We start from the raw sequence: 22,970 nt of genomic DNA on the forward strand, positions 1-22,970 counted from the left end.
TATGCTGCTTCATTGGATTGGTATGGACCGTAGATCTCGTATTTGGCTTTTCGTTCTTTTACGGCAATCGCACGGCAACCTTGAGGGAAACATAGGAAGTATTCGGCCGGTAGTCAAATGAATGCGGCCAATCGATGGGGGGGAACGGGAAGGGGCCGATTCACGCGCCCGAGCGACACGGTGGCGCCACGCGCGTGCCACAGCCGATACCGGCCCGACCCGCGGCACGGAATAAAAAAAGCGCCTCACGGGCGCTTTTGGGGGACAGCGACGCACGCACGCGGCGGTGCGTCTACTTGCTCGAGGCCGCCCGCACATCCGGCACACTTTGGAGCACGGGAGCAACCGTCGTCTGGTATTCAGGCACCCAGCGGCGCAGGTCGCGCCGGACTTCGTCGTCGCTCAGCACCCGATTCTGCATCAGCCACGGCAGCAATTCGTCGAGCAAGTGATCCGGCACTTCCCGTGCACGCGCGATCCGCAGTTTGGGGTGCGGCGTGCGCGTGGTCGTCTCGTCGTCCGCGAGTAATTCCTCGTAGAGCTTTTCGCCGGGTCGCAGCCCCGTGAATTCGATCCGAATCTGCCCCTCCGAAAAGCCGTACAGACGAATCAGGTCGCGCGCGAGATCGACGATCCTGACGGGCTCGCCCATGTCGAGAATGAAGATCTCACCGCCGCGGCCCATGCTCGAAGCCTGCAGCACGAGTTGGGACGCTTCCGGGATCGTCATGAAGAACCGCGTGATCTCGGGATGCGTGACGGTCACCGGGCCGCCCTTTGCGATCTGCTGCTGGAACTTCGGGATCACGCTGCCCGCGCTGCCGAGCACGTTGCCGAACCGCACGGTCTCGAACTGCGTGCCGCCGCTCGTCTGCTGCAACGCCTGGCACGCCATCTCGGCGAGACGCTTGCTCGCGCCCATGACGTTGGTCGGGTTGACGGCCTTGTCGGTCGAGATCAGCACGAAGTGGCGAACATCGTGGCGAATCGCGGCACGCGCGACCCGATACGTGCCGAGCACGTTGTTGCGCAGCGCCTGCCACGCATTGTGCTCTTCCATCAACGGCACGTGCTTGTATGCGGCCGCATGGAACACGATGTGCGGCGCATGGCGCGACATCACCTGGTCGAGCAGCAACGAATCCTTCGCATCGCCGATGATCGGCACGACGGGCTGGTCGGGGAAGCGTTCCCGCAACTCCTCGGTAAGCCGATACATCGCGTATTCGGACAGATCGAACGCGACGATCTGCGCAGGTGCAAAACGCAGGATCTGGCGGCACAGCTCGGAGCCGATCGAACCGCCCGCGCCCGTCACCATCACGACGCGGCCACGCAGCAGCGCCTCGACGTGCGGCGTGTCGATCGTCACCGCATCACGGCCAAGCAAATCCTCGAGGTCGATATTGCGCACCTGCGACAGGAACCCCTGTCCGGGCATCAGTGCGGTCAGCGACGGCAGCACCATCGCCTTGATGCCGGCGCGCACGCACAGCGTCGCGACGCGCCGCTGCGTTTCGACGGACGCCGATGGAATCGCGATGATCGCGTATTCGACCTTGATCGCGTCGGTCCAGTGCTTCAGGTCGTTGAACGAGCCGAGCACCTTGTAGCCGTAGATCTCGCGCCCATGCTTGGTGACGTCGTCATCGAGCAGGCCGACGAGGCGCCATTCGCCCGAACGCGACAACTCGCGCGCGAGGCTGGCGCCCGCCGTGCCGGCGCCGAGCACCAGCACGGGCTTGCCCTGTCCGACGAGGCCGCCGTACAGGTAGAACTCCTTCGTCGCGCGGTACAACGCGCGGGCGCCGCCCATCAACAGGAACAGCATCAGCGGCGAGACGAGCAGCACCGAGCGCGGGATGATCGGTGTCGGCTGGAACATCACGGCGCCGATCATCACGATCACGCTGCCGCCGGCAACCGCCTTCGAGATCCGCATCAGGTCGGGAAGGCTCGCGAATACCCAGAGGCCGCGATACAGGCCGAACACATGGAACATCAGCGCGTAGACCGGCAGCGTCCAGACGAGCGCGGTCACCGCGCCGCCGAGGAAATCAGCCGGAACGCTACCGTTGAAACGAACGAGATAAGCGAACAACCACGACGTGACCACCGCCGTCAGGTCGAACAGGAAAGCACTCAGCGACAGCCACGATGCTTTGGATCGCAACATCGGCAGGAAACCTCAAGAGTTGTTTTCGGCGGCCGACTGAAACCGGCGCCAACGCATGTCGATCACCAACCCGATACATGCAAGGACGCCATACCATGCGACAAACAACAGCCATTGCTGCTGTTCAGGGCGGCCTTTTGCCCACACGGCGATGATTATGCCTGCGAGCATGATGAGGTACCAATAAAGAGCAGTCCGGCGGTGACCTACGCCCGAACGGACCATCCTTTGATAATAATGCTCCCGATGCGCCTGCCAGAACTTTTCTCCACGTAACAGGCGTCTCAAAAGTGTTACAGATGCATCAGCAATAAAGGGCGCGAAGACGAGCGCCGGAAACCAGATCGGCCACGCATCGGCACGCCATCCCCAGTAGCCAAGCGCGCCGGCAAGGAATCCCAACGGAATCGAGCCTGCGTCGCCGAGAAACAGGCGAGCCGGATGGAAATTGAGCAACAGGAAGCCGAGCGCCGCGCCGGCAATGGCCGCGCCGGCCACGGCGAGATCCGGTGACGGGTTCGGGCCGGTCAGCGCCGCGGCCGCGTATGCACCGAAGCCAAACAGCGCCATACCGCCCGCGAGGCCGTCGGCGCCGTCCATGAAGTTGTACAGGTTCGTCAGCCAGACCATCACGAAGCCGACGCCCGCGAGCAGCCACCAGGGCGCACCGGCCGGATAGACGACGATCAGCGCAACCACGGCCACAAGATGCGCCGAAAACCGCACGCGGGCCGGCAGCCCGCGCCGGTCGTCGATTTGCGACATCGCCGCCAGCCCGGCCGCGCCGACTGCAATCAGCCACAACGCCGGCGCAAGGGCCAGCAGGAAGACAACGCAGACCGGCACGATCCCCCATCCGCCGACGCGCGGCGTCGGCAGCGTATGGAGCGAACGATCGTTCGGAATATCGGTGGCAAGGCGCCATGCGAGGCCGGTCGCGAGCAGCGTGCGCAGGATGGCCGTCGTCGCGATGGCGGCGACCAGCGCCACCACGACCGCGTAGGGCCCTGTGGAGATCGGGAAATGCATGTGGACTATTGTTGTGTATCGCGCGAACGATACCATGCGGCGGTCGCTGCGAGGCCCTGGCGGGTCGTATAGGGCGGATGCCAGCCAAGCACGCGCCCGATCCGGCCGGTATCGAGCTGCAGACTACCGGTCAGGCGATCGATGGCCGCGCTGCGGCCCGTCAGCTTGCCGAGCACGCGCAGCAGCACCGGCGGCACCGCGACCAGCCGCGCCGGCTTGCCCAGCGCGTCTCCGACGAGGCGCAGCAGGCCCGTGACCGACGGTGCGTCGTCGTCGGCCACATGAAAGCATTCGCCGGCCGCGCGCGGATCGATCGCGCAACGCAGCAGCGCATCCGCGAGGTTTTCGACGTAGACGATGCTGCGGCGCGCCGAAACGGCGCCGAACGGCAGCGGGATCCCGCGTGCGACCGCATCCATCATCCGCAGGAAGTTGGCGCGTACGGCCGGGCCATAAACGAGCGGCGGACGAACGATGACGACGTCGAGCCCCGCCGACGCACCGAACTGCGCGAGTTGTCGCTCCGCATGCAGTTTCGAGCGGCCGTACGCATCCTGCGGATCGGGTTCGACCGCTTCCGACAGCGGCACACCGTCGTCGCCCTCCCCGACCGCCTTGATGCTGCTCGCGAACACGATGCGGCGTACGCCGTGATTGCGCGCCGCCTGGGCGAGCCGCAGCGTGCCGACGACGTTGGTGGCGTCAAACGCCGCATCGGGATCGGGCGACTCGTCGCGCATCACGTGCACACGGGCGGCAAGATGGATCACGCAGTCGGCGGCCAGATCGGCCGGCCACGCTTCATCCAGTTGATCGAAATCAGCAGTGCCGTGTACCCATTCGCGCACGCCATCGATGCAGCCGCCCGGTCGCCTTACCAGTGCGGTCACCGTGTGACCGGCCTGCAGCGCACGGCGGCACAGTGCACGGCCGACAAAACCGTTCGCGCCGGTGATGACGAGATGAGTCATCGCCCCCTCCGGCCGGATCGGCTGACAGTTCGACGAAGCGGCGTGAACCCGCGTGTCGCGCCGGCACGCGGCGCGGGCCGATGCACGCTGGAACGACACGGGGAAACGGAAAGGGGAATTGACACAAACACGTCGGGATCTCGAAGACGTAAAGCATGCCGCTCGCCGGCATCTGACGATGCATCAAGGCATGTGCTGCCGGATGCAACCCTATGGAAAGACACGTCGATGTCCGGGTTCCGTATTAGATGAAGGCGTCGCGCGGCCCGGCTCGCTCCGCTTGCGGGACAGCGGCGTCGCCGCCACGCAATACCGGCGGAAGGCCTTTGGCGGCGGCATGCCGATGGGGCCGCATCGGTGCGCGAACATTGTAACCTTGCCGATCGGCAGCAACCAAGCTTGGCCCGGCCCCGCGACTACCGGCGCCACGAGCGCCGGACGTGCCGCCGCTCAGGCCAGCAACGCGCCCACCTCGTCGACGAGCGGCGCGAGCATCCGCTCCCAACCGTGCTCGTGCTCGACGAAGGCTCGCGCTCGCGCCGTCATCTCGACCGCCGCGGCCTCGTCGGCGACGAGCTGTTCGATCCGATCAACGAATTCCTCCGGCGTATCCGCGATCAGCAGGTCGCGCCCGCTTTGCGCGCCCAGGCCTTCGTGGCCCAGCGACGTGGTGACCACGGGCAGCCCGAGCGCCATGTATTCGAGAATCTTGTTCTGCACACCTGCACCGATGCGCATCGGGCACACGCCGATTGCGCCGTCGGATGCGGCCTGTGCGACCGACTCGACGCGGCCAGTCACGTCGACGCCGTCATACGCGCGGAATCGTTCTGCAAGTGCGGGCGCGATGGACCCGACGATCCGGAAGCGGTAGTCGGCACGCTTGCGCAGCAACGGCAGCACGGCCTCCGCGAAATAGTGGCACATGTCCTGGTTCTGCACGGTACGCATGTCGCCGATGAAAATCAGGATCCGGCTCGCCATGCTGCGTGCGGTGTACGGCAGGCCCGACAGGTCCACGCCGTTCGAGCACACCATCACCTTCTTGCCGGGCTGGCCGGGAAACAGGTAGTCGCGATCGGTCCGCGACACCAGCACCGACAGGTCGAAATCGTCGACGATCGTGCGCTCGTAGTCGAGCAGGCGCTTCGCCTCGATGCCGAACACGCGCGACTTCAGCCCCCGTGCGCGCCGCAACTGCTTCACCCGGCTGTAGTTGAGCGAAATCGCATCGGTCATTTCCAGGACGCGCGGCTTGTCCGACTTGCGGACATACTCGGCACAGCGCACGAGATGCACGAAGGCGCCGTCGTGCGACGGCAGCAAGCGCGCCACCGCCGCCGCAAACGCGTGACTCCGGTAGTACGCCACCTGCAGCGGCGTGCGCGTGGGCAACGCGAGCAACGTATTCAGGTACGATCGCCGACGCGACAGAAAGACCCGTTCGACCCGATCGAATACGCCGTCGTCCGGCAACGCGGCGTGCATTTCGTCGTCGCTGTCGCACATGCTCAGCAGCGTCAGCGAGAATCGACGGGACAGCACACGGCAGAGATGGTAGATCCGCAGCTTGTCACCGCCGATCACCGGATACGGAAACCGCGGCGTCAGCACCAGCAGCTTCTTCTTGTCCTGGTTCATGATAGACGCGCCCAGAAATCCTGAATCGCCGGACGCACGGCCGACTCCGAGAACGTGCGTGCGCGGGCGACACCGTCGCCGATCGCGACGTCGAATCGCGCGCCGTCGTTCCATACCCTGCGAATCTGCTCGGCCATGTCGTCCACCGAAAAGGGATCGAACTGCAGGCCGCAGTCGCCGACGACCTCGGGCATCGACGTCGTATTGCTGCACGCAACCGGTGTGCCCGACGCCATCGCTTCCAGCAGCGGAATGCCGAACCCTTCGAACAACGAAGCAAAGATGAACGCGTGTGCGTGCCGATACTGCTCGCGCAGCTCGTCGCGCGAAATATAGCCGAGCAGCTCGACCGCACCCGCGAGGCCGAGCGCTGCCGCCCGCCCGAGAAAATGCGCGTGATGGTCGGACTTGATCCCGGCGATCCTGAGCGTGGCGTCATCGCCGAGCGCCGGCCGCGCGATCGCGAACGCCTGCAAGAGGCGATCGACGTTCTTGCTCGGCACCTCGCCCGCGACCGTGAACAGGTACGGCCGACGTGCCGCCGCGCTCACCGGCGCGTCGAACCAGTCGTCCGAAATCATGCACGGGATGACGTGCACGTCGGCCTCGTTCAGCCCGAACGTTTCGACCAGCTCCCGTTGCGTAAACCGCGAGATGGTCAGCACGACGTCGGCGCGGCGCGCCAGCCGCGGCACTACATGGCGGCGATATACACGCCCGGCGGTCTGATACAGCGACCTCGCCGGCGGCAGCACGCTCCACGGCTGCATGTAGATCAGATCGTAAATGACCGCGATCAACGGCGTGTTGCCGGTGGCGCGCAGCGGCCCGGTGTTGTACGGGCACAGCAGATAGTCCGGTTTATGCTCGCGGCACAACCGCGGCAACTCGACCTGCTCCCACCACGGGAAGAAACGGCGCCCCTGGCTGACGCACGGCCATTCGTCGGTGGTCACGCCGTCTGGCGCGAAGCCCAGCACCGACTCGCCGATCGGCGCCACCAGTTGACGGGCAAAACGCCCCATGCCGCGGTAGTTGCCGACCATCCAGGTGATGTCCACCCCCAACTTCACGCGGTGCTCCTTGAAGCGAATTGATTCATTGACGACGTGTTCCGCCCAGGACAGCTTCGTAGACCGCCAGCGTCTTCTCCGCGCAAGCCGGCCAATTCAATGCTCGCGCCCGTGCCAGCCCGGCCTCGCGAAGCGCGTCGGCCCGCCCGGGCTGCTCGACCACCATTCTCATGCCGTCGGCAATGTCACCGGTCCGGGTGGGATCGACGAGGATCGCCGCGTCGCCCGCGACTTCGGGAACGGACGTCGTGTTCGATGCAACGACCGGCAAACCCGAAGCAAAAGCTTCCACGACCGGCAACCCGAAACCCTCGCACAGCGACGCGAACACGAGCGCACTTGCCGACTGCAACAGCGCGCGCACGTCATGATCAGGCAGATACTCGAGCCAGCGAACACTACTGCTCTCGTCCGCGCGCAGGCGCGCGACGAGTTGCTCGCAGCCCCACCCGGCCCGTCCGACGATCACCAGAGGGAAATCGCGACGCAGGCCCGCAGGCAGGCTCGCATGGGCATCAACCACTCGCTCGAGATTCTTCCGCGGCTGCAGGGTCCCGATGCACAGGAAGAACTGCGTCGGCAAGCCGAGACGCTCCCGTACCGCATCGCGCTCGGCTTGCTCGATCCGTTCGAAGAACCGGGGATGGACACCCAGCGGAACCACCGAAATCCGCTCCGGTGCGATGCCGAAATGCTCGACGATTTCCTGTTTCGAGTAGTCGGAGATCGTGATCACATGGTCGGCCCAGGCGCCCGAGCGACGCAGCAGCCAACGCCGCAGTGCCGCCAGCCGGATCGTCGTCCATTCCGGATGCGACAGCGGGATCGCGTCCATCAGCGTCGCGATCACCGGTGTCGAGGACAGCTTCGGAATCAGGTGATCCGTCGCATGAAACACGTCGACGCGTTCCGCACGCAATACCGTCTCGTCGATGGACGTCCACGGCGTCACGGCACCCAGCACCGTCGCGATTTCATGCCGACCGAGATTCACTGCGGGCCGGGCGCCCGGGAATACGTCGTCCCCGACGGTCACGCCGAAACCGGCGGGGACCAGGTCGACCCCGCCTCGCGCGATCAGCGCCTGCCCCAATTCGCGTGTATACGAACCAATGCCGTCTACGCCGCCGTGCGCACGGCTTCGTGCCAGCGCCGTCGTGCCAAAACCGACCTTCACCCACGCCCTCCGCCAAACATCCAGCGTAGCGTGCTCTCCAGCGGAATATCGTCGAGCGGGCCGATGGCGGCCTGCAGTCGCGTCCCGTCGCCCTGCAACCGGCGCACTTCGTTCGCGCGCACGAAAGCCGGGTTCACGCGCACCTCGATCGTGTAGCCGGCAATCTTCTCCATCATCGCGATCACCGCCTTCAGCGACACCGCACGACCGGAGCATACGTTGAACACGCCGCCGGCCGGCGCGAGCTGCAGCAAGCGTCGATAGGCGTCCACCACGCGGCGCACGTCGGAGAAATCACGCTCGACGTCGATATTGCCGAGTTCGATCACGCGCTCGCCGCGCTGGAAGTGGCTGACGATCTTCGGCAGCAGAAACTGCTGCGACTGCCCGACGCCCGTGTAGTTGAACGGACGCGCGACGACGATCGGCAACTTGTCGCACCAGAGGCGCGCCATGTACTCCATCGCGAGCTTGCTCACCGCGTAATCGTTCGCCGGATTGGGCTCGACCGATTCGTCGATGACTTCAACCGCCGCGTTGCCGTAGATGTTGGCACTGCTCGCCAGCAGAACCGCCTTCGGGCGGCTCTGCAGATTCGCGAGCGCGTCGAGCAGGTTGCGCGTGCCGACCACGTTGGTGCGATAGATCGCATCGGCGTCACCGTGCGCGACGAACGCGATCGCGGCGAGATGCGCGACCACGTCGGGCTGCACGTCGGCGACAACCTGTGCGAGCGCCGCGCGGTCGCACAGATCGACCCGATACATATCGGGCCCCGTCGTTTCGGAACCGTGCGTCGTGCCGAACACGCGATAGCCGGCCGCGCGCAACGACTGCGCCAGGAAGTCGCCGGTAAAGCCGCCCAGCCCTGTCACCAGGGCCCGCGGCGCGTCAGAACGAGAAGCCGAGTTCATTGCGACGCAAATCCGCTTCAACCATCATTGCGCACAGCTGCTCGAGCGTCGTCGTCGGCTCCCAGCCCAGCTTCTGCTTCGCCTTCTCCGGGTTGCCGATCAGCAGGTCGACTTCGGCCGGGCGGTGGAACTTCGGATTGACGCGCACGACCGTCTTGCCGGTCGCGACATCGACACCGATTTCATTCACGTCGCTGCCCTTGAACTCCAGATCGACACCGGTAGCCTTGAACGCCATGCGGACGAAGTCGCGGACGGTTTCCGTTCGATTCGTGGCGAGGACGTAGGTGTCCGGTTCGTCGACCTGCAGCATGCGCCACATACCTTCCACGTATTCCTTCGCGAAACCCCAGTCGCGCTTCGCATCCATATTGCCCAGTTCGAGCACGTCGAGCTGACCGAGCTTGATCTTCGCGACGGAGTCCGTGATCTTTCGCGTGACGAACTCGCGGCCGCGCAGCGGCGATTCGTGATTGAACAGGATGCCGCTACAGCCGAAGATATCGTAGCTTTCGCGGTAGTTCACCGTGATCCAGTGCGCATACAGCTTGGCCACACCATACGGGCTACGCGGATAGAACGGCGTCGATTCGATCTGCGGGATCGCCTGCACCTTGCCGAACATTTCGGACGTGCTCGCCTGGTAGAAGCGGATCTTCGGATTGACGATACGGATCGCCTCGAGCAGGTTCAGCGGACCGATACCGGTGATTTCCGCGGTGGTGACCGGCTGGTCGAAGGACACGCCGACAAAGCTTTGCGCGGCGAGGTTGTACACCTCCGTGGCGCCCGTCGTCTGCAGCAGGCGGATGCTCGACGACAGGTCCGTCAGATCGTATTCGATCAGGTGCAGGTTCGGGTGCTTGGCGATGCCAAGCTCTTCGATGCGCCAGAAGTTCACCGAGCTGGTGCGGCGATAGGTGCCGTAGACCTGATAGCCCTTCTCGAGCAGGAGCTGGGCGAGGTAGGCACCGTCTTGGCCAGTGATGCCGGTAATGAGGGAAACTTTCATAGTTTGAGAATTCATCTTAAGTTCTCTTGCAAAATCTTTATCGAATGATTGACGGCAATGTCACTCGGTCTCCGCAGGGACCTCCATGCGGCGGACCACCTTGATGACCTGGCGCGTCGGCAATACGTTGTCCAGCAATTGCTGAACAGAGGCTTGCCAAGTCAGCGTCGGCATTCCCTCGGACTTCGGGTGAGTGCCTTGCCGATACAGCTCGAGCCAGTGTGTCACGGCCTGCGCCAACGCTTCGCCACTGTTGCCATGGAAATAATCAGCATGGCTCAGCGCTACCTCACGGAACACGGGCAAATCCCGCGCCAATATAGGCAGATGCTTGCGCCCCGCCTCGATCAGCGGCAACCCGAAGCCTTCTCCTTCCGACGCTGCAAGCAAACAACTGCAAGCGCCATAGACTTGCTCCAGGTATTCATCACTGATGCTCTCCAGCCAGAATAGCCGCTTTCCAAGCTCGGGATGCGCGCGCAGTCGTGCGACCAGCTTCTCGACCAGCCACCCGGATTTGCCGACGATCACCAGATTGACCGCAGTACCTTGTTGCCAGAGCTGCTCAAAAGCGGTCAGCGCCTGTGCATGCCCTTTACGCGGCTCGACCGTCCCTACCATCAGGAAGCTGGGAGCCGCGCGCAGCGCCTTGAGTATACGAGGTGCATCGCTCGGCATGCCGGTACTCGGTCGGGAATTCTGTACATCCGCGCCGTAATGGAACCAGCCGACCTCGAGCGCGCGCTCGCGCTGGGGATGATGCTCCCGCAACCACTGCGTGAATTCGTCCGCCACCGTCCGGGAGCCGCACACGACACCGTCGTAACGGGAGACCGTATTCAGCCATTTCTCGAACAGTTCCCCGCTGCCCGGCGCAAAGTAGCTGGGCATCTGTACGCACAAGAGGTCGTACACGACAAACTCGATGCGAACGCCCTGGCGCCACATTTCATCCAGAAATGGTTCCTGAACGCCGATGCCGTACGGGTTTAGATCGAGACCCAAAAAGACATCGCCCGCCTGAAAATCAATGGGATCTTCCTGCACCGCGCCGGGATCACCCTGCCCCAGGAATCGCGACCGCAAGCGCTTCGCGTAAAAGTACCCCGTGCGATCGTGCGTCGAGTAGACCGGCCACACCTCGAAGTCTTTCGGCGGATCCTGGAGCAGTTCGCTCAGAATACTCCGCACGACCCGTTGAATTCCGGTCCGCGCGTCATGGCTGACCAGCTCCGACACATCGACAAACAGCGCACGACGCGTTCGCGTGGGCAAGCTGAGCGCTATGCCCTGCGCGACTTGAGCCAGTTCGTCTTCATTGCATTGACGCACCAAACGCGCGAGGGCCTGGAACAACTTCTTGCGCGTCGACTTGACGCTCGGACGCGCCGGTGCCGTCGACACCGCCGCACCGTTCTGGGCCAGCAGCTCACGGCAGCGGGCAAACACTTCGTCCACCGTGATGTCATCGAGACAAAAGAAGTTGTGCGGGCAATCGCGTCGCGCCGGAATGTGGCAGGGCGAGCACGCTGCCTCATTATGCAAGACATAGCTGTTGCCGAACACCGGCGCCCATTCGTGCGCGGTTTCCAGCCCGCCATAGACCCCCAGCGCCGTCACGCCCAGATAGGCCGCCATGTGCGCACCACCGGAATTGTTGGCGACGCATAGCTGGTGGCCGGCGAGATGCCGCATCAGTTCGGGGATGCTGAGGCCCGCTTGAATCACCACTTTATCAATGCCGTCGAAGCTGAAACGCTGGGCTTCTTTTTCGCTGGCAAAGAAAACGCTGACGAGTTCGACCGCGGGATCCGCAGCCAGCCGGCGTGCCAATTCATGGAATCGCGCGACAGGCCATTCCTTGGCATCGCCACCGGCGTAGGGAAACAGCGCAACCGCACGAGTATGCTGCTGCAAAGGGGTGGCGATCGGCGGCAAAACCACATAGTCCGACGGATGAGCCGGCAGTGCGTCGACCAGAGCCAGCATCTGCTCGCTGATCGAAATGCGATTCAGCGGCGTTTCCACGAACGGCAGATCCTGATACGTGGGCAGTGCGATGTCGAGCTTGGCATCGATGGCCGGATCGAGGCTGCCATAGCCGACCTTGAGGCCCGCGTCGACTTGTGCCAGGACGAACCGCGTATCAGGCTGTCGCCTGAAATCGATAGCGAGGTCGTAGAAACCCAGTTGCTTCACGAATTCGGTCAACGACCCATCGGACAGTTCTGCCTGCAACGACGATTTGCGCTTGAAGTAGTCGAGCGTCAACACCCGGTCAAAGAATGGCAGCGTCTGAGCCAACGCCTGATTCCAGCTACCCACCACGACATCGATACTGGCCTTCGGGTATCGCGCGCGCAGACGGGAAATAGCCGGCACCGCCAGCAGCAGATCGCCCATGTGATCCAGCTTGAGCAGCAGGATCCTGTTGATTTTCGGCTCGAACAGTGTGGTGCGCTCGAAGGTCACGGGCCGTGCCGCCCGGAACTCACGGGTGCGCTCGAAGGGCGCGATGGCCTGCAACACGAGCTTGGCGCTGCGATCCCACGAAAATGCCTGCGCCTGAATCCTGGCGTTCTCCAGCAGCCGTGCACGCAGGCCCTCGTCAGTCAGCGCCTGATGCATCTTGGCGCTGATGGCCGGCACCGACTGCGGATCAAACAGCGCCTCGGGGCTGCCCATGACCTCCGGAAGACTGGCGGCGTCGGCGGCAATCACCACCGCGCCGCATGCCATCGCTTCGAGCGGTGGCAAGCCGAAACCTTCGTGCAGAGAAGGGAAGACAAACAGCTGGCACGTACTGAACAACGCCAGCAGCTCTTCATCAGAGATGTAATCGCTGAACAACAGCTCGTCGGCACGTAGGCCGGCGCGTTGCGCATGTGCACGAAGCGCGCTCACTTCCGACTGCGGCATTCGACCGACAAACAGGAGCTGATGGTGGTGGCGCGACGTATCAGGCAAATGGGCGAACGCCTCGATCAGCCGTGGGAGATTCTTGCGAGCATCGGCTCCCCCCGTGTACATGATGAAAGGTCGCGTTACCCCCAAACGCCGCTTCAGGGTTGCGAGCGAGTCTGCATCGGGCACGACGCGGGTAAACATTTCATCGCACGCGCCCGACACATTGGTCACCTTCTCGGCCGAAAACGGCAATGCACCCAATGCCTCCTGCCGGGCACTTTCCGAGATCGCAAGAAGATGGCGTGCACGCTTCAGGTTCTCGATGCGGTCAGCATAATAGCCGCGATAAACGGGGTTCGTCCGGTATTGCTCGTCCGGGTTGATCAGCGGAATCAGGTCGTAAAGGATGACCGCGGTCGGCAGCGGCTCACCGAGTGCCCCAATGCTGATGATCGCGTCGTCCCCCAGCCCCTCGAACAGACTGGTGACCAGCACGATATCGGGATCGAGCGTTTCCAGAAACGCCTCACGCACCCGTTCCGCAATGGCGCGACGCGACGCATTGTTTGCGTCGATCCAGCGCATCGGCCCCGGCGCCTGCCAGACCCGAATCCGTTCCTGCGGCACCAGCCCTCGAAATGCGTCACGGATTGGCCCGATGGTCTCGGGGAAAAGCCCGCTGAGCGCCAGGTACACTTCATGGTCGCCCGCGTTGCGGGCAATGGCAAGCGCCAAGGAAAGGGAATAGCGCCCGATGCCCCGGAAGCGGCTCTCGGTTTGCGCTCCCTGCATGTCAATAACGATTCGCATGGTTGTCCTACTTTACTTGGCTACCGACGCCCGCGAGGCCGTCTCGATCCCGGAACAATCCGGCGCTGCAGTGCATCGCGGTGCGCGGACGGAAAATGGCCGTCCAGCAGGCACCCTCGAGTGGTAAAAGCGGCGCTGAACCTTGCTCCCGGTTCGTTCAATCAGAGAACTACCGTCAAACAAGCCTTCGAAACTCGTGCGGCTCACAACGTCGAGCCGGCGGCATTGCACCATCAAGCGACGAGGCGGCGCGCTCCACGGATGACCTGAAAAGCCGAGCCGCTCGCGAAACAGGCCTACACCGGCGTCGTGACCCGGGACCACCCGTCGCGGCATGCCCGCTTCGCACGACCGGCGCAGGCCCTGCTTCCATTCAACACAACGCAAGGTCATTGATCACGCACCGTGCCGACCTTCCGAACGACACGGGCGGTCGGGTAGCCGTCGTGGAATGCGAGCGCGGCAACGCGGCCTCCGCGAGCGCTTACCGCGTCACGGCCCACGATGTCATTCACGTCGTAATCACCGCCCTTCACGAGAACGTCGGGTTCGAGCGATTCGATCAATTGCAACGGCGTCGGCGCGTCGAACTCCACGACGTAATCCACTGCTGCCAGGCCGGCCAGCACTTCGGCGCGATCGGCGACGGAATTGCCCGCGCGCCCGGAACCGTCGAGTTCGTGCACCGAAGCATCGGAATTGAGCGCCACGACCAGAATGTCGCCCTGCGCACGCGCTTCATTGAGGAAGCGAATATGGCCAGGGTTCAGCGTGTCGAAACGGCCGTTGGTGAACACGATGACTTCCCCTCGCTGCCGATGCGTCAGCAGCAGCTTCCCGAGTGTGTCCTCATCCACCAGCTTCGGAGCACGCTGGCGTGACGGATTCAGTTGATCGCGAACTTCGTCCGCCGTGACCACATAGGTGCCGGAATGCGACACAGCGATGCCCGCCGCCACATTAGCGATATGCACCGCCTCGGATACCGGCGTACCGCGGGCCAGCGCCAGTGCGAGTGCCGAGAGCACGGTATCGCCGGCGCCCGAAACGTCGAAGACATCGCGTGCGTGCGTGGGAATGCTGCCCTGATGGCCGTCCGTGCTCACATAGACCATGCCCTTCGCGCCACGGGTCACGACGAGATGCCGCAAGTTCAGCTCCGTCAACGCGTGACGTGCCCGTTCCAGCAGTTCCTCTTCGGACGTGTAGTCGCCGAACAGCCCGATGAACTCGGAATTGTTCGGCTTGAGCAAGGTCGCGCCGCGATAGAACGCGGGATCAGTCCGTTTCGGATCGACCAGCGTGGGAACATTCAATGCCGCGGCCGCCGCCAGAAATTCCGGTAGGTGGTCCAGCGTACCCTTCGCATAATCGGAAAACACGATGAGGTCATGGTCGGGTGCGACCCGCTTGAATTCTTCGAGCAGCAACGCCTGCGTATGTGCCGTCGGCCGCACATCGCGATCCACCCGGGCGATCTGCTGCGTGCCCGCCATCAAGCGGGTCTTTTGCGTCGTGCCGCCCTCAGGGTCCGACACGAATCGCGTCTGTACACCGTATTCCTGCAAGCACTTTTGAAGTTCGATTGACGCGCTGTCGTGACCGACCACCGCCAGCAGTGTCGCGTCCCCGCCCATGGCACTGACGTTGGCGGCGACGTTCGCCGCGCCGCCTGGCCGATTCTCGTCGCGACCGACCGCCAGAACGGGAACCGGTGCCTCAGGAGAAATGCGAGAGACGCTGCCAATGACGTAGCGGTCAAGCATGATGTCGCCAACCACCAGGATTCGTGGTCCGATTGCGTTAGCGCGCTGGGGTTTATGCATGGGGGATGTTGTTTCCAAAGCAGCACTTACCATTGTTACCGGCACACTGTTCGCGTGCGCGGCAGTTCCATCTATTCGGTTACGCGCATCGTCACCGGGATTCGGACGCACGCGCGGCGGCCCGAAGCGCGTCGAGCACCTCACGGGCCGACTCGGGCAACGCGCGTTGAGACGCAGGAGAACCGACTGCAGCGCTGGCCGACTGTGTCACGACGGCGCGCAGTCGACGGTCCAGCGCCGGACTCATCCGCACCAACCTGAGCGCCGCGCGCTTCAATGCCGGCCGCTTCGCCAGTTCAGCCGCCCCGATCTTGAGTACGCCCTTGATTCGCTCCTTGATGCCGGGCAGCAACCTGCGTTCACGGATTGCAGAGGTCAATCTGCGCAGCGGAAAGCCGACCATGCGCACGGGCTTCGACACACGCCACGACGTGCTGTGCAGCACGGCATGCAGCAGCTCATTCGCCTGCCGGGCCTGCGCTTCGGCGTGTTGCGCCCGCGCCTCCGCCGCGCCGAGCTGGTTCTCCGCATGCTGGCGCAACGCCTCTGCGTGCTGGCGCAACTCCTCCGCATGCCGACACCGCTCGTCTGCAAGCTGGAGCCGGTCTTCGGTCACCTGCCTTTGCCCTGCATCCAGATCAGCTTCGACAGACTGAAGCCGCGCCTCGGCCCGTTGTAGCTGCGCGTCGAGCGCACGACACAGTTCGTCCAGCCGCTCGACGCCGGCCTCGGCTTTTTCCACCCGGAGTCGGACGGACTCGGTTCGCGCTTCGTAACGGTCAGCCAGCCGCTCCAGCGACAAGCCATACTCAGCCGCGAACACCTGAGCAAACTTCTCCTTGATGTCCGGATCGGCCGCCTTCTGCGCAATGACCGCATAGTCGGGGCTTGCACCGCGTATCACCTCGAGCAGAGACACCGAATGATCAGGATTACGCAACGCCGGCGATTCCTGCAACCCGAGCGTCTTCACCGTCTCGAATCCACCGTGCTCGACCACGAAAGACAACAGCAGCGACGGAATCGGCTTCTGATGTGTGGGATCCAGGTGGAAGTTGTTGGTCGCGACGGCGATATTTTCCGGATTCGGCGTTTCGAGGATCAGCAAGCCGCCGGGCCGCAATACCCGTAACGCCTCGGAAACGACCGTCTGCAACTGCTCGAAGCTAATGTGTTCGACGACGTGGAAAGCCGACACGACGACCTGGCTCTCGGATTCCAGCGTCTTCAGATAGGCCACCGCATCGCCCTGCGTCGCGGGCAGGCCACGCTCCTCGCACGCTTGCAGCATGCCGGCGTCCAGGTCGACGCCGAACGGCGTCAACCCTTGTTCGGCCATCAACTCCAGCCACTCGCCACGACCACATCCGAGGTCGAACGTGCGGCCCCCCGGATAGATCGATGCCAGCGGTTCGACGAACGGCAAATACTGCCTGCGGATGCGCTTGATGAGGTCCCGGGGCGCGTAATAGCGCTCTTCGAATGCCCGGTAGAAATTGTCGCTCACGACACCACCTTCGCCTGTGTCGGCATCCACGTCATCCCGACGAATTCGCTCTCGTTGCCGTTCACCATGCTGAATGTAAGGGCGTGATCCCTCCACTCGAAATTGTTCTGCATGTGCGTGCTGCCCGTATGCAGCGCCACGGCAACCGAATAGCTGCCCGGCCCGATATTCGCCGGAAATTCGAAATCGACCGTCGCCTTCGCCCCGGCAGCCACGTCGCCGATCTCTGACTTGAGATTGTGCGTGTTCGTGCCAAAGACGGTCTGCCCCAATCTGTCCTTGATCATGAAGCCCATGACCAGATCCTGCACGGACTCACGACATTCGGCGGATATCCGCAGCCTCACCGGCTGCCCGACGTGAGCGACTTCGATCGGTCTGCCATCTCGATTCAGCAACGTAACCTGATCGATCGTGACTTCGCCCGTGCCGGAAATGGTCTGGACCTTGCCGGTCTCGAGCACTTCCTGACGGACCTGCTGATCCTGGTGGTCCGCCAGCATCGCGTTGTAGTAGTCCATGACCGCCTCGGGCGTTCCTTCCATCTCCAGCCGCCCGGCATTCAACAGGATCGCGCGATCGCAGATGGCCTGAATCGCGGCCTTGTCGTGCGCGACGATCAACAACGTCGTGCCCTGCTTGCGAAACTCGCGGATGCGATCGAAACTCTTGTGCTGGAAATAGGCGTCACCGACCGAGAGCGCCTCGTCGACGATCAGGATGTCCGGACGACGAGCCGTCGCGACACTGAACGCGAGACGCACCTGCATCCCGCTCGAATAAACGCGCACCGGCTGGTCGATGTATTCGCCGATTTCGGCGAACGCCTCGATTTCCGGCATCAACGCGACGATCTCTTCGACGCTGTAACCGAGCAGTTGCCCTGCCATCATCACGTTCTGGCGCCCGGTGAAGTCCGCATGGAACCCCATTCCCAGCTCGAGCAATGCTGCGATCTGGCCAGTCCGCGTCACGCTGCCGACGGTCGGCTGCGTGGTGCCGACGATCATTTTCAACAGGGTGCTTTTGCCGGCGCCGTTAATGCCGACAATACCCAGCGCCTCGCCGGAGCGAACCGAGAAATTGACGTCACGCTGCACCCAGTGCAGCGTGTGATGAGGCTTGCGACGCGGATCCAGCCACTCGATAAGACGCGACCACCGCGTTGGATACTGCTTGTACGCCTTGCCAAGATTGGTAACGGTAATGGTGCCCATCAGAGTTCATCCACCATTTCACCCGCATGCTTGCGGAACAAACTGAAGCCGGCCAGACACAGCACGATGCTCAATACGAGCGGATACAACAGCGTCGACCAGTCCGGCCACACGTGTTGGACCATCGTGACCTGGAACGCTTCGATTACGGGCGCCATCGGGTTGAAGCGCAACGCCTCTTGTGCAGACTTCGACAAGATGTTGGCCGCATAGACGACCGGCGTCAGCCAGAACCAGAAATTCAGCACGATCCCGAAGAACTGCCCGACGTCGCGAAAAAACACGTTCAACACGCCGAGCGTGATACCCAGTCCGATCGCAAATAACGTCATCAGGGTCAACACGGGAATGATGGCGAAATAGGTCAAACCGGGGAAATTACCCGTCATCACCAGGAACACCGTGAACAACCCGAACACAATCGCGAAATTGACCATCGCGTTGATCACGACGATGATCGGCAGGCACAACCGCGGAAAGCTCAGCTTTTTGAGCAGGTTCGCATTGTTGACGAATGTGTTCTGTCCATTGCTGACGATTTCGACAAACATGCCCCACGGCAACACACCGGCGCACAGGTGGATGCTGTACGCAAACGTGCTGTCCACCCCGGGCAAGCGGGCATGCATCACGCGCGAAAAGATCACCGTGTACACGACGATCATCGCAAGCGGATTGAGCACGGTCCACGCCGCGCCGAGCAGGGAATTACGGTACTTGGACTGGAATTCCCGTTTGACGCTGCCCAGAATGAAACCGCGATAGGACCAAAGGATTTTCAACATCCCTAGCATCACGCCCGCCCGTAAACGTCCTGGAAGCGAACGATGTCGTCTTCCCCGAGATACTCGCCGCTTTGTACCTCGATCATCACGAGATCCAGCACGCCCGGGTTCTCGAGTCGGTGCTTGTGGCCGGCAGGAATGTAAGTGGACTCATTGGTGCGCACGAAGATTTCCTGATCTCCGTTCACGACCTTGGCCATGCCGGACACGACAATCCAGTGCTCGCTCCGGTGATGGTGCATTTGCAGACTCAGGCTGGCGCCCGGCTTGACCTCGATGCGCTTGATCTTGAAGCGGGGCCCCTCTTCCAGCACGGTGTAGGTCCCCCAGGGACGACTCACGGTGCGATGCAGCTTGTACGCTTCGTGATTCTGCTTCTTGAGGCGAGCCACGACCCGCTTCACGTCCTGTGCGCAATCGGGGTGGGCAACGAGGAGCGCATCCGGCGTATCGATAATCATCAGATCAGCCACGCCCACGGCCGCGACCACGCGATCGTGGCTCTGCACATAGGTATTCCGGCTGTCGATGAAGATTGCTTCGCCGATAACGCGATTGCTATCCGCGTCCGGCGAAACCAGATCACGAACCGCGCCCCACGAACCGATATCGCTCCACCCGAAACTGGACGGCACGACCGCCACGTTCGTCGAGCGCTCCATCACTGCGTAGTCGATCGAGATATCGGGCATCTTTGCGAAAGACTCCGCGGGAATCTCGAGCATCTGCTCCGACGTGTTGTTCGCCTTCAGCGCCGACCAGCATGCGTCGGCTGCCGTCGCGACGTCCGGCGCATAGCGCGCCATTTCGTCCAGAATGACCCCTGCCTTGAAGCAGAACATCCCGGAATTCCACAGATAGTTGCCCGCGGCAAGATATTCGGCCGCCTTGTCGGCATCCGGCTTTTCGACGAAACGCAGCGCGGCCCGACCTGCGCCGATCGTCTCGCCGGCCTCGATGTAACCGAAGCCTGTATCCGCGCGGGTCGGCACGATGCCGAACGTCACCAGCTTGTCCTGATTCGCCAGTTCGACGGCACTCGCGACCGCGGCGGAAAATCCCTGCTGATCCTGAACCAGATGATCGGCCGCGAGAATCAGCATCAGCGCATCGCGCCCGTACTTTTCCGCGACGTGATGGGCCGCCATTGCGACCGCGGGTGCGGTGTTGCGACCGGCAGGTTCAAGCATGAATGCGCCGGACAGAGATTCGCCAAGCTTCACGCCTGCGAACTCGTCCTTGCTCATGAAGTAGTAGTCGCGATTGGTGACCGTGAGGATCTCCCGCTGCTGCGACCCCGTACCACCGCCGACCACGGCTGCCGCGCGGCGATAGGTTTTCAGGAGCAGGCTCTCGCCGTCGGCAAGCTTCATGAATGGTTTCGGGTGCCCTTCACGGGAGACCGGCCAAAGTCGTGTGCCTGCGCCACCAGACAGGATGACGGGGATCAATATCACTTTCACTCCAGATTTGGTTTTCCAACCGCGAAAGGACGGCTTTCACCGCCTTTCGCCGTTTGATTCAACAGTCCGTCAGCAAAAAATATCGGCCGCTGAGGCCAACTTAGTTGGGACAGAATTATAGCCGACGCACCCTACTCGCCCAGGCAGAGCCTCAGTGCATCGTCCCATGCCGGCATCGTCACGCCGAACGTCCGCGCCAGTTTTTCCAGCGCCATCCGCGAATTCGCCGGGCGCTTCGCTGGAACCGGATACTCGCTCGCCGGAATCGGCAATACCTTCGGCGCAAACTCGCCCATCGCGTGCTCGAGAATCGCTTGCGCGAAGCCGTGCCATGACGTCGCGCCGGACGACGTGAAGTGATAGACGCCGGAACGCTTCGCCCACCAATCGGCAACGTCATCCGCGGCGGCTTGCTGCGCGATGATGTGCGAGGTGACGACGGCGATCGTCCGGGCCCAGGTCGGCGCACCAACCTGATCAGACACGACGCGCAACTCCGGCCGCTCCTTGCCGAGCTTCAGCATCGTCAGGAGGAAGTTCTTCCCGCGCCGCCCGTACACCCAGCTCGTCCGGAGAATCAGATGCGCACACCCCGTCGCCGCGATCGCCTGCTCACCCTCAAGCTTGGTCGCGCCGTAAGCATTCACGGGATTCGTCGCGTCGGTTTCCGTATACGCGCCCGCTTTCGTGCCATCAAACACGTAATCGGTCGAATAATGAATCAGCGCGCCGCCGGTGCGCGCCATCTCCTCGGCGAAGATGCGCGGCACGTCTGCATTCAGGCGCCGCGCGGCATCGACTTCGCTCTCGGCCTTGTCCACCGCCGTATAAGCCGCCGGATTCACGATGAGGGATGGCTTCAGCTCCCGTACGAACGCGCGCACTCGATCGAGATCCGAAAGATCGAGCGTCGACCGATCGCACGACACCACCCGTCCGAGCCCTTGGAGCGACCGCAGCAATTCGAACCCGACCTGGCCGTTCGCGCCAGTCACGAGGATCGTCGGTTCAGGACGCACGCCACCCTCACGCATAGACTTCCGCCTCGCTCAAACGCTTGCCCGCCGCGTCCTTCGGAGCCAAGACCGGTGCCGCATCGATCGGCCATTCGATCCCGATTTCGGGATCGTCCCACACGATGCAGCGCTCGTGCTCCGGATACCAGTAGTCGGTCGTCTTGTACAGGAACTGCGCGGCCTCCGACAACACGACGAAGCCGTGCGCGAAGCCGGGCGGCACCCAGAGCTGGCGATGATTGTCCGCCGACAGCGTCACGCCGACCCACTTGCCGAAGTTCGGCGAACTGCGCCGGATGTCGACGGCAACGTCGAATACCTCGCCTTCCACCACCCGCACGAGCTTGCCCTGCGCATGCTGAACCTGATAGTGCAACCCGCGCAGCACGCCCTTCGCCGAACGCGAGTGGTTGTCCTGCACGAATTCGATGCCGGGCCCGATATGCTCGGCGAATTCCCGCCCGTTGAAGCTTTCGTAGAAATACCCGCGCGCATCCCCGAACACCTTCGGCTCGATGAGCTTGACGTCGGGCAGCGCCGTTGCCGTTACTTGGATTGCCATGCGACCTGACTCGTGAGAAGGCTCGTGAGGTACTGCCCGTAGGCGTTCTTCGACAATGGCTCGGCCAGTTTCTGTACCTGTTCCGCATCGATCCAGTTGCGGCGGTACGCGATCTCCTCGGGGCAAGCGACCATGAGACCCTGACGCTTCTGAAGGGTCGCAATGAAAGTGGCCGCCTCGATCAGCGAATCATGCGTGCCGGTGTCGAGCCATGCGTAGCCGCGCCCCATGATCTCGACATTCAGCGCGCCCGCAGCGAGATAGCGCGAATTGACGTCGGTGATTTCCAGCTCACCCCGCGGCGACGGCTTGATGTCCGCCGCGATATCGCACACGCGATTGTCGTAGAAGTACAGGCCCGTGACCGCATAGTGCGAACGCGGTTTCACCGGCTTTTCCTCGATCGACACGGCACGGAAGTCCTGGTCGAATTCGACGACGCCGTAACGCTCCGGATCGTGCACGTGATAGGCGAACACCGTCGCGCCCGCATCCTGCGCGTCCGCGCGCTCGAGCTGCTTCGCCAGGTCGTGACCATAGAAGATGTTGTCGCCAAGGATCAGCGCCGACGGATCCCGGCCAACAAATTCCCTGCCGATGATGAATGCCTGCGCAAGACCGTCCGGCGACGGCTGCACGGCGTACTGGATATTCATTCCCCACTGGCTGCCGTCGCCGAGCATGGCTTCGAAGCGCGGCGTGTCCTGCGGCGTCGAGATGATCAGGACGTCGCGAATGCCCGCGACCATCAGCGTCGAGAGCGGGTAATAGATCATCGGCTTGTCGTAGACCGGCAGCAGCTGCTTCGAGACCGCATGCGTGATCGGATACAGACGCGTGCCGGAACCGCCGGCGAGAATGATGCCCTTACGTGCCATCGATGA

The 22,970-nt window shown here is 63.0% G+C and carries 17 protein-coding genes; all 17 read right to left on the reverse strand.

Features of this window, described 5'->3' with window-relative positions; all coding sequences use genetic code 11:
• Positions 1-292: 292 nt before the first annotated feature.
• The 17 genes from SB771_RS18645 to rfbA all read right to left on the reverse strand — a co-directional run bounded on the left by SB771_RS18645 (position 293) and on the right by rfbA (position 22,964).
• Positions 293-2,176 (reverse strand): polysaccharide biosynthesis protein, encoded by a 1,884-nt coding sequence (locus SB771_RS18645; protein WP_175660945.1) that lies wholly within the window; start codon positions 2,174-2,176, stop codon positions 293-295.
• Positions 2,177-2,188: 12 nt separating this feature from the next.
• Positions 2,189-3,205, reverse strand: coding sequence for an MraY family glycosyltransferase (locus SB771_RS18650; protein WP_175660944.1), 1,017 nt, complete (start codon positions 3,203-3,205; stop codon positions 2,189-2,191).
• A 5-nt stretch (positions 3,206-3,210) separates the two neighbouring features.
• Complete coding sequence (locus SB771_RS18655) at positions 3,211-4,176, reverse strand: UDP-glucose 4-epimerase family protein (RefSeq protein ID WP_175660943.1); 966 nt, start codon at positions 4,174-4,176, stop codon at positions 3,211-3,213.
• Positions 4,177-4,626: 450 nt separating this feature from the next.
• Complete coding sequence (locus SB771_RS18660) at positions 4,627-5,817, reverse strand: glycosyltransferase (RefSeq protein WP_175660942.1); 1,191 nt, start codon at positions 5,815-5,817, stop codon at positions 4,627-4,629.
• Complete coding sequence (locus SB771_RS18665; protein WP_175660941.1) at positions 5,814-6,890, reverse strand: glycosyltransferase family 4 protein; 1,077 nt, start codon at positions 6,888-6,890, stop codon at positions 5,814-5,816. The genes SB771_RS18660 and SB771_RS18665 overlap by 4 nt, the downstream gene beginning before the upstream one ends.
• Positions 6,891-6,915: 25 nt before the next feature.
• Entirely contained in the window at positions 6,916-8,067 is a 1,152-nt protein-coding gene (locus tag SB771_RS18670; protein WP_175660940.1) for a glycosyltransferase family 4 protein, read from the reverse strand.
• Positions 8,064-8,981: an NAD-dependent epimerase/dehydratase family protein gene (locus SB771_RS18675; protein WP_175660939.1), complete on the reverse strand. Its 918-nt coding sequence runs from the start codon at positions 8,979-8,981 to the stop codon at positions 8,064-8,066. Before SB771_RS18675 ends, SB771_RS18670 begins: the two co-directional genes overlap by 4 nt.
• Positions 8,959-9,993: a GDP-mannose 4,6-dehydratase gene (gene gmd, locus SB771_RS18680; protein WP_126227269.1), complete on the reverse strand. Its 1,035-nt coding sequence runs from the start codon at positions 9,991-9,993 to the stop codon at positions 8,959-8,961. Before gmd ends, SB771_RS18675 begins: the two co-directional genes overlap by 23 nt.
• Before the next feature lie 60 nt (positions 9,994-10,053).
• Positions 10,054-13,710 (reverse strand): glycosyltransferase, encoded by a 3,657-nt coding sequence (locus SB771_RS18685; RefSeq protein ID WP_175660938.1) that lies wholly within the window; start codon positions 13,708-13,710, stop codon positions 10,054-10,056.
• 389 nt (positions 13,711-14,099) lie between these two features.
• Positions 14,100-15,569, reverse strand: coding sequence for a PfkB family carbohydrate kinase (locus SB771_RS18690; RefSeq protein ID WP_341770289.1), 1,470 nt, complete (start codon positions 15,567-15,569; stop codon positions 14,100-14,102).
• Between the two features lie 58 nt (positions 15,570-15,627).
• Positions 15,628-17,043, reverse strand: a complete 1,416-nt coding sequence (locus tag SB771_RS18695; RefSeq protein WP_175660936.1) for a class I SAM-dependent methyltransferase — start codon at positions 17,041-17,043, stop codon at positions 15,628-15,630.
• Complete coding sequence (locus SB771_RS18700) at positions 17,040-18,260, reverse strand: ABC transporter ATP-binding protein (protein ID WP_126227265.1); 1,221 nt, start codon at positions 18,258-18,260, stop codon at positions 17,040-17,042. Before SB771_RS18700 ends, SB771_RS18695 begins: the two co-directional genes overlap by 4 nt.
• Positions 18,260-19,054, reverse strand: a complete 795-nt coding sequence (locus SB771_RS18705) for an ABC transporter permease (RefSeq protein ID WP_126228789.1) — start codon at positions 19,052-19,054, stop codon at positions 18,260-18,262. The genes SB771_RS18700 and SB771_RS18705 overlap by 1 nt, the downstream gene beginning before the upstream one ends.
• Entirely contained in the window at positions 19,054-20,499 is a 1,446-nt protein-coding gene (locus tag SB771_RS18710; RefSeq protein WP_175661072.1) for a mannose-1-phosphate guanylyltransferase/mannose-6-phosphate isomerase, read from the reverse strand. Before SB771_RS18710 ends, SB771_RS18705 begins: the two co-directional genes overlap by 1 nt.
• A 140-nt stretch (positions 20,500-20,639) precedes the next feature.
• Entirely contained in the window at positions 20,640-21,542 is a 903-nt protein-coding gene (gene rfbD / locus SB771_RS18715; RefSeq protein ID WP_175660935.1) for a dTDP-4-dehydrorhamnose reductase, read from the reverse strand.
• Entirely contained in the window at positions 21,535-22,086 is a 552-nt protein-coding gene (gene rfbC / locus SB771_RS18720) for a dTDP-4-dehydrorhamnose 3,5-epimerase (protein ID WP_175660934.1), read from the reverse strand. The genes rfbD and rfbC overlap by 8 nt, the downstream gene beginning before the upstream one ends.
• On the reverse strand, positions 22,071-22,964 hold the full coding sequence (rfbA, locus tag SB771_RS18725) for a glucose-1-phosphate thymidylyltransferase RfbA (protein WP_138848164.1): 894 nt from the start codon (positions 22,962-22,964) through the stop codon (positions 22,071-22,073). Before rfbA ends, rfbC begins: the two co-directional genes overlap by 16 nt.
• Between the last annotated feature and the right edge of the window lie 6 nt (positions 22,965-22,970).

Origin of the sequence: Burkholderia sp. SIMBA_051 (assembly GCF_046534915.1) — a bacterium.
Classification (GTDB): domain Bacteria; phylum Pseudomonadota; class Gammaproteobacteria; order Burkholderiales; family Burkholderiaceae; genus Burkholderia; species Burkholderia ambifaria.

Coding starts and splice junctions, on each gene's coding strand:
- rfbA (WP_138848164.1), bottom strand. CDS start 22,964: ATGGCACGTAAGGGCATCATTCTCGCCGGCGGTTCCGGCACGCGTCTG.
- rfbD (WP_175660935.1), bottom strand. CDS start 21,542: ATGCGTGAGGGTGGCGTGCGTCCTGAACCGACGATCCTCGTGACTGGC.
- SB771_RS18675 (WP_175660939.1), bottom strand. CDS start 8,981: ATGAACTCGGCTTCTCGTTCTGACGCGCCGCGGGCCCTGGTGACAGGG.
- SB771_RS18650 (WP_175660944.1), bottom strand. CDS start 3,205: ATGCATTTCCCGATCTCCACAGGGCCCTACGCGGTCGTGGTGGCGCTG.
- SB771_RS18660 (WP_175660942.1), bottom strand. CDS start 5,817: ATGAACCAGGACAAGAAGAAGCTGCTGGTGCTGACGCCGCGGTTTCCG.
- rfbC (WP_175660934.1), bottom strand. CDS start 22,086: ATGGCAATCCAAGTAACGGCAACGGCGCTGCCCGACGTCAAGCTCATC.
- gmd (WP_126227269.1), bottom strand. CDS start 9,993: ATGAAAGTTTCCCTCATTACCGGCATCACTGGCCAAGACGGTGCCTAC.
- SB771_RS18685 (WP_175660938.1), bottom strand. CDS start 13,710: ATGCGAATCGTTATTGACATGCAGGGAGCGCAAACCGAGAGCCGCTTC.
- SB771_RS18655 (WP_175660943.1), bottom strand. CDS start 4,176: ATGACTCATCTCGTCATCACCGGCGCGAACGGTTTTGTCGGCCGTGCA.
- SB771_RS18705 (WP_126228789.1), bottom strand. CDS start 19,054: ATGCTAGGGATGTTGAAAATCCTTTGGTCCTATCGCGGTTTCATTCTG.
- SB771_RS18700 (WP_126227265.1), bottom strand. CDS start 18,260: ATGGGCACCATTACCGTTACCAATCTTGGCAAGGCGTACAAGCAGTAT.
- SB771_RS18645 (WP_175660945.1), bottom strand. CDS start 2,176: ATGTTGCGATCCAAAGCATCGTGGCTGTCGCTGAGTGCTTTCCTGTTC.
- SB771_RS18690 (WP_341770289.1), bottom strand. CDS start 15,569: ATGGTAAGTGCTGCTTTGGAAACAACATCCCCCATGCATAAACCCCAG.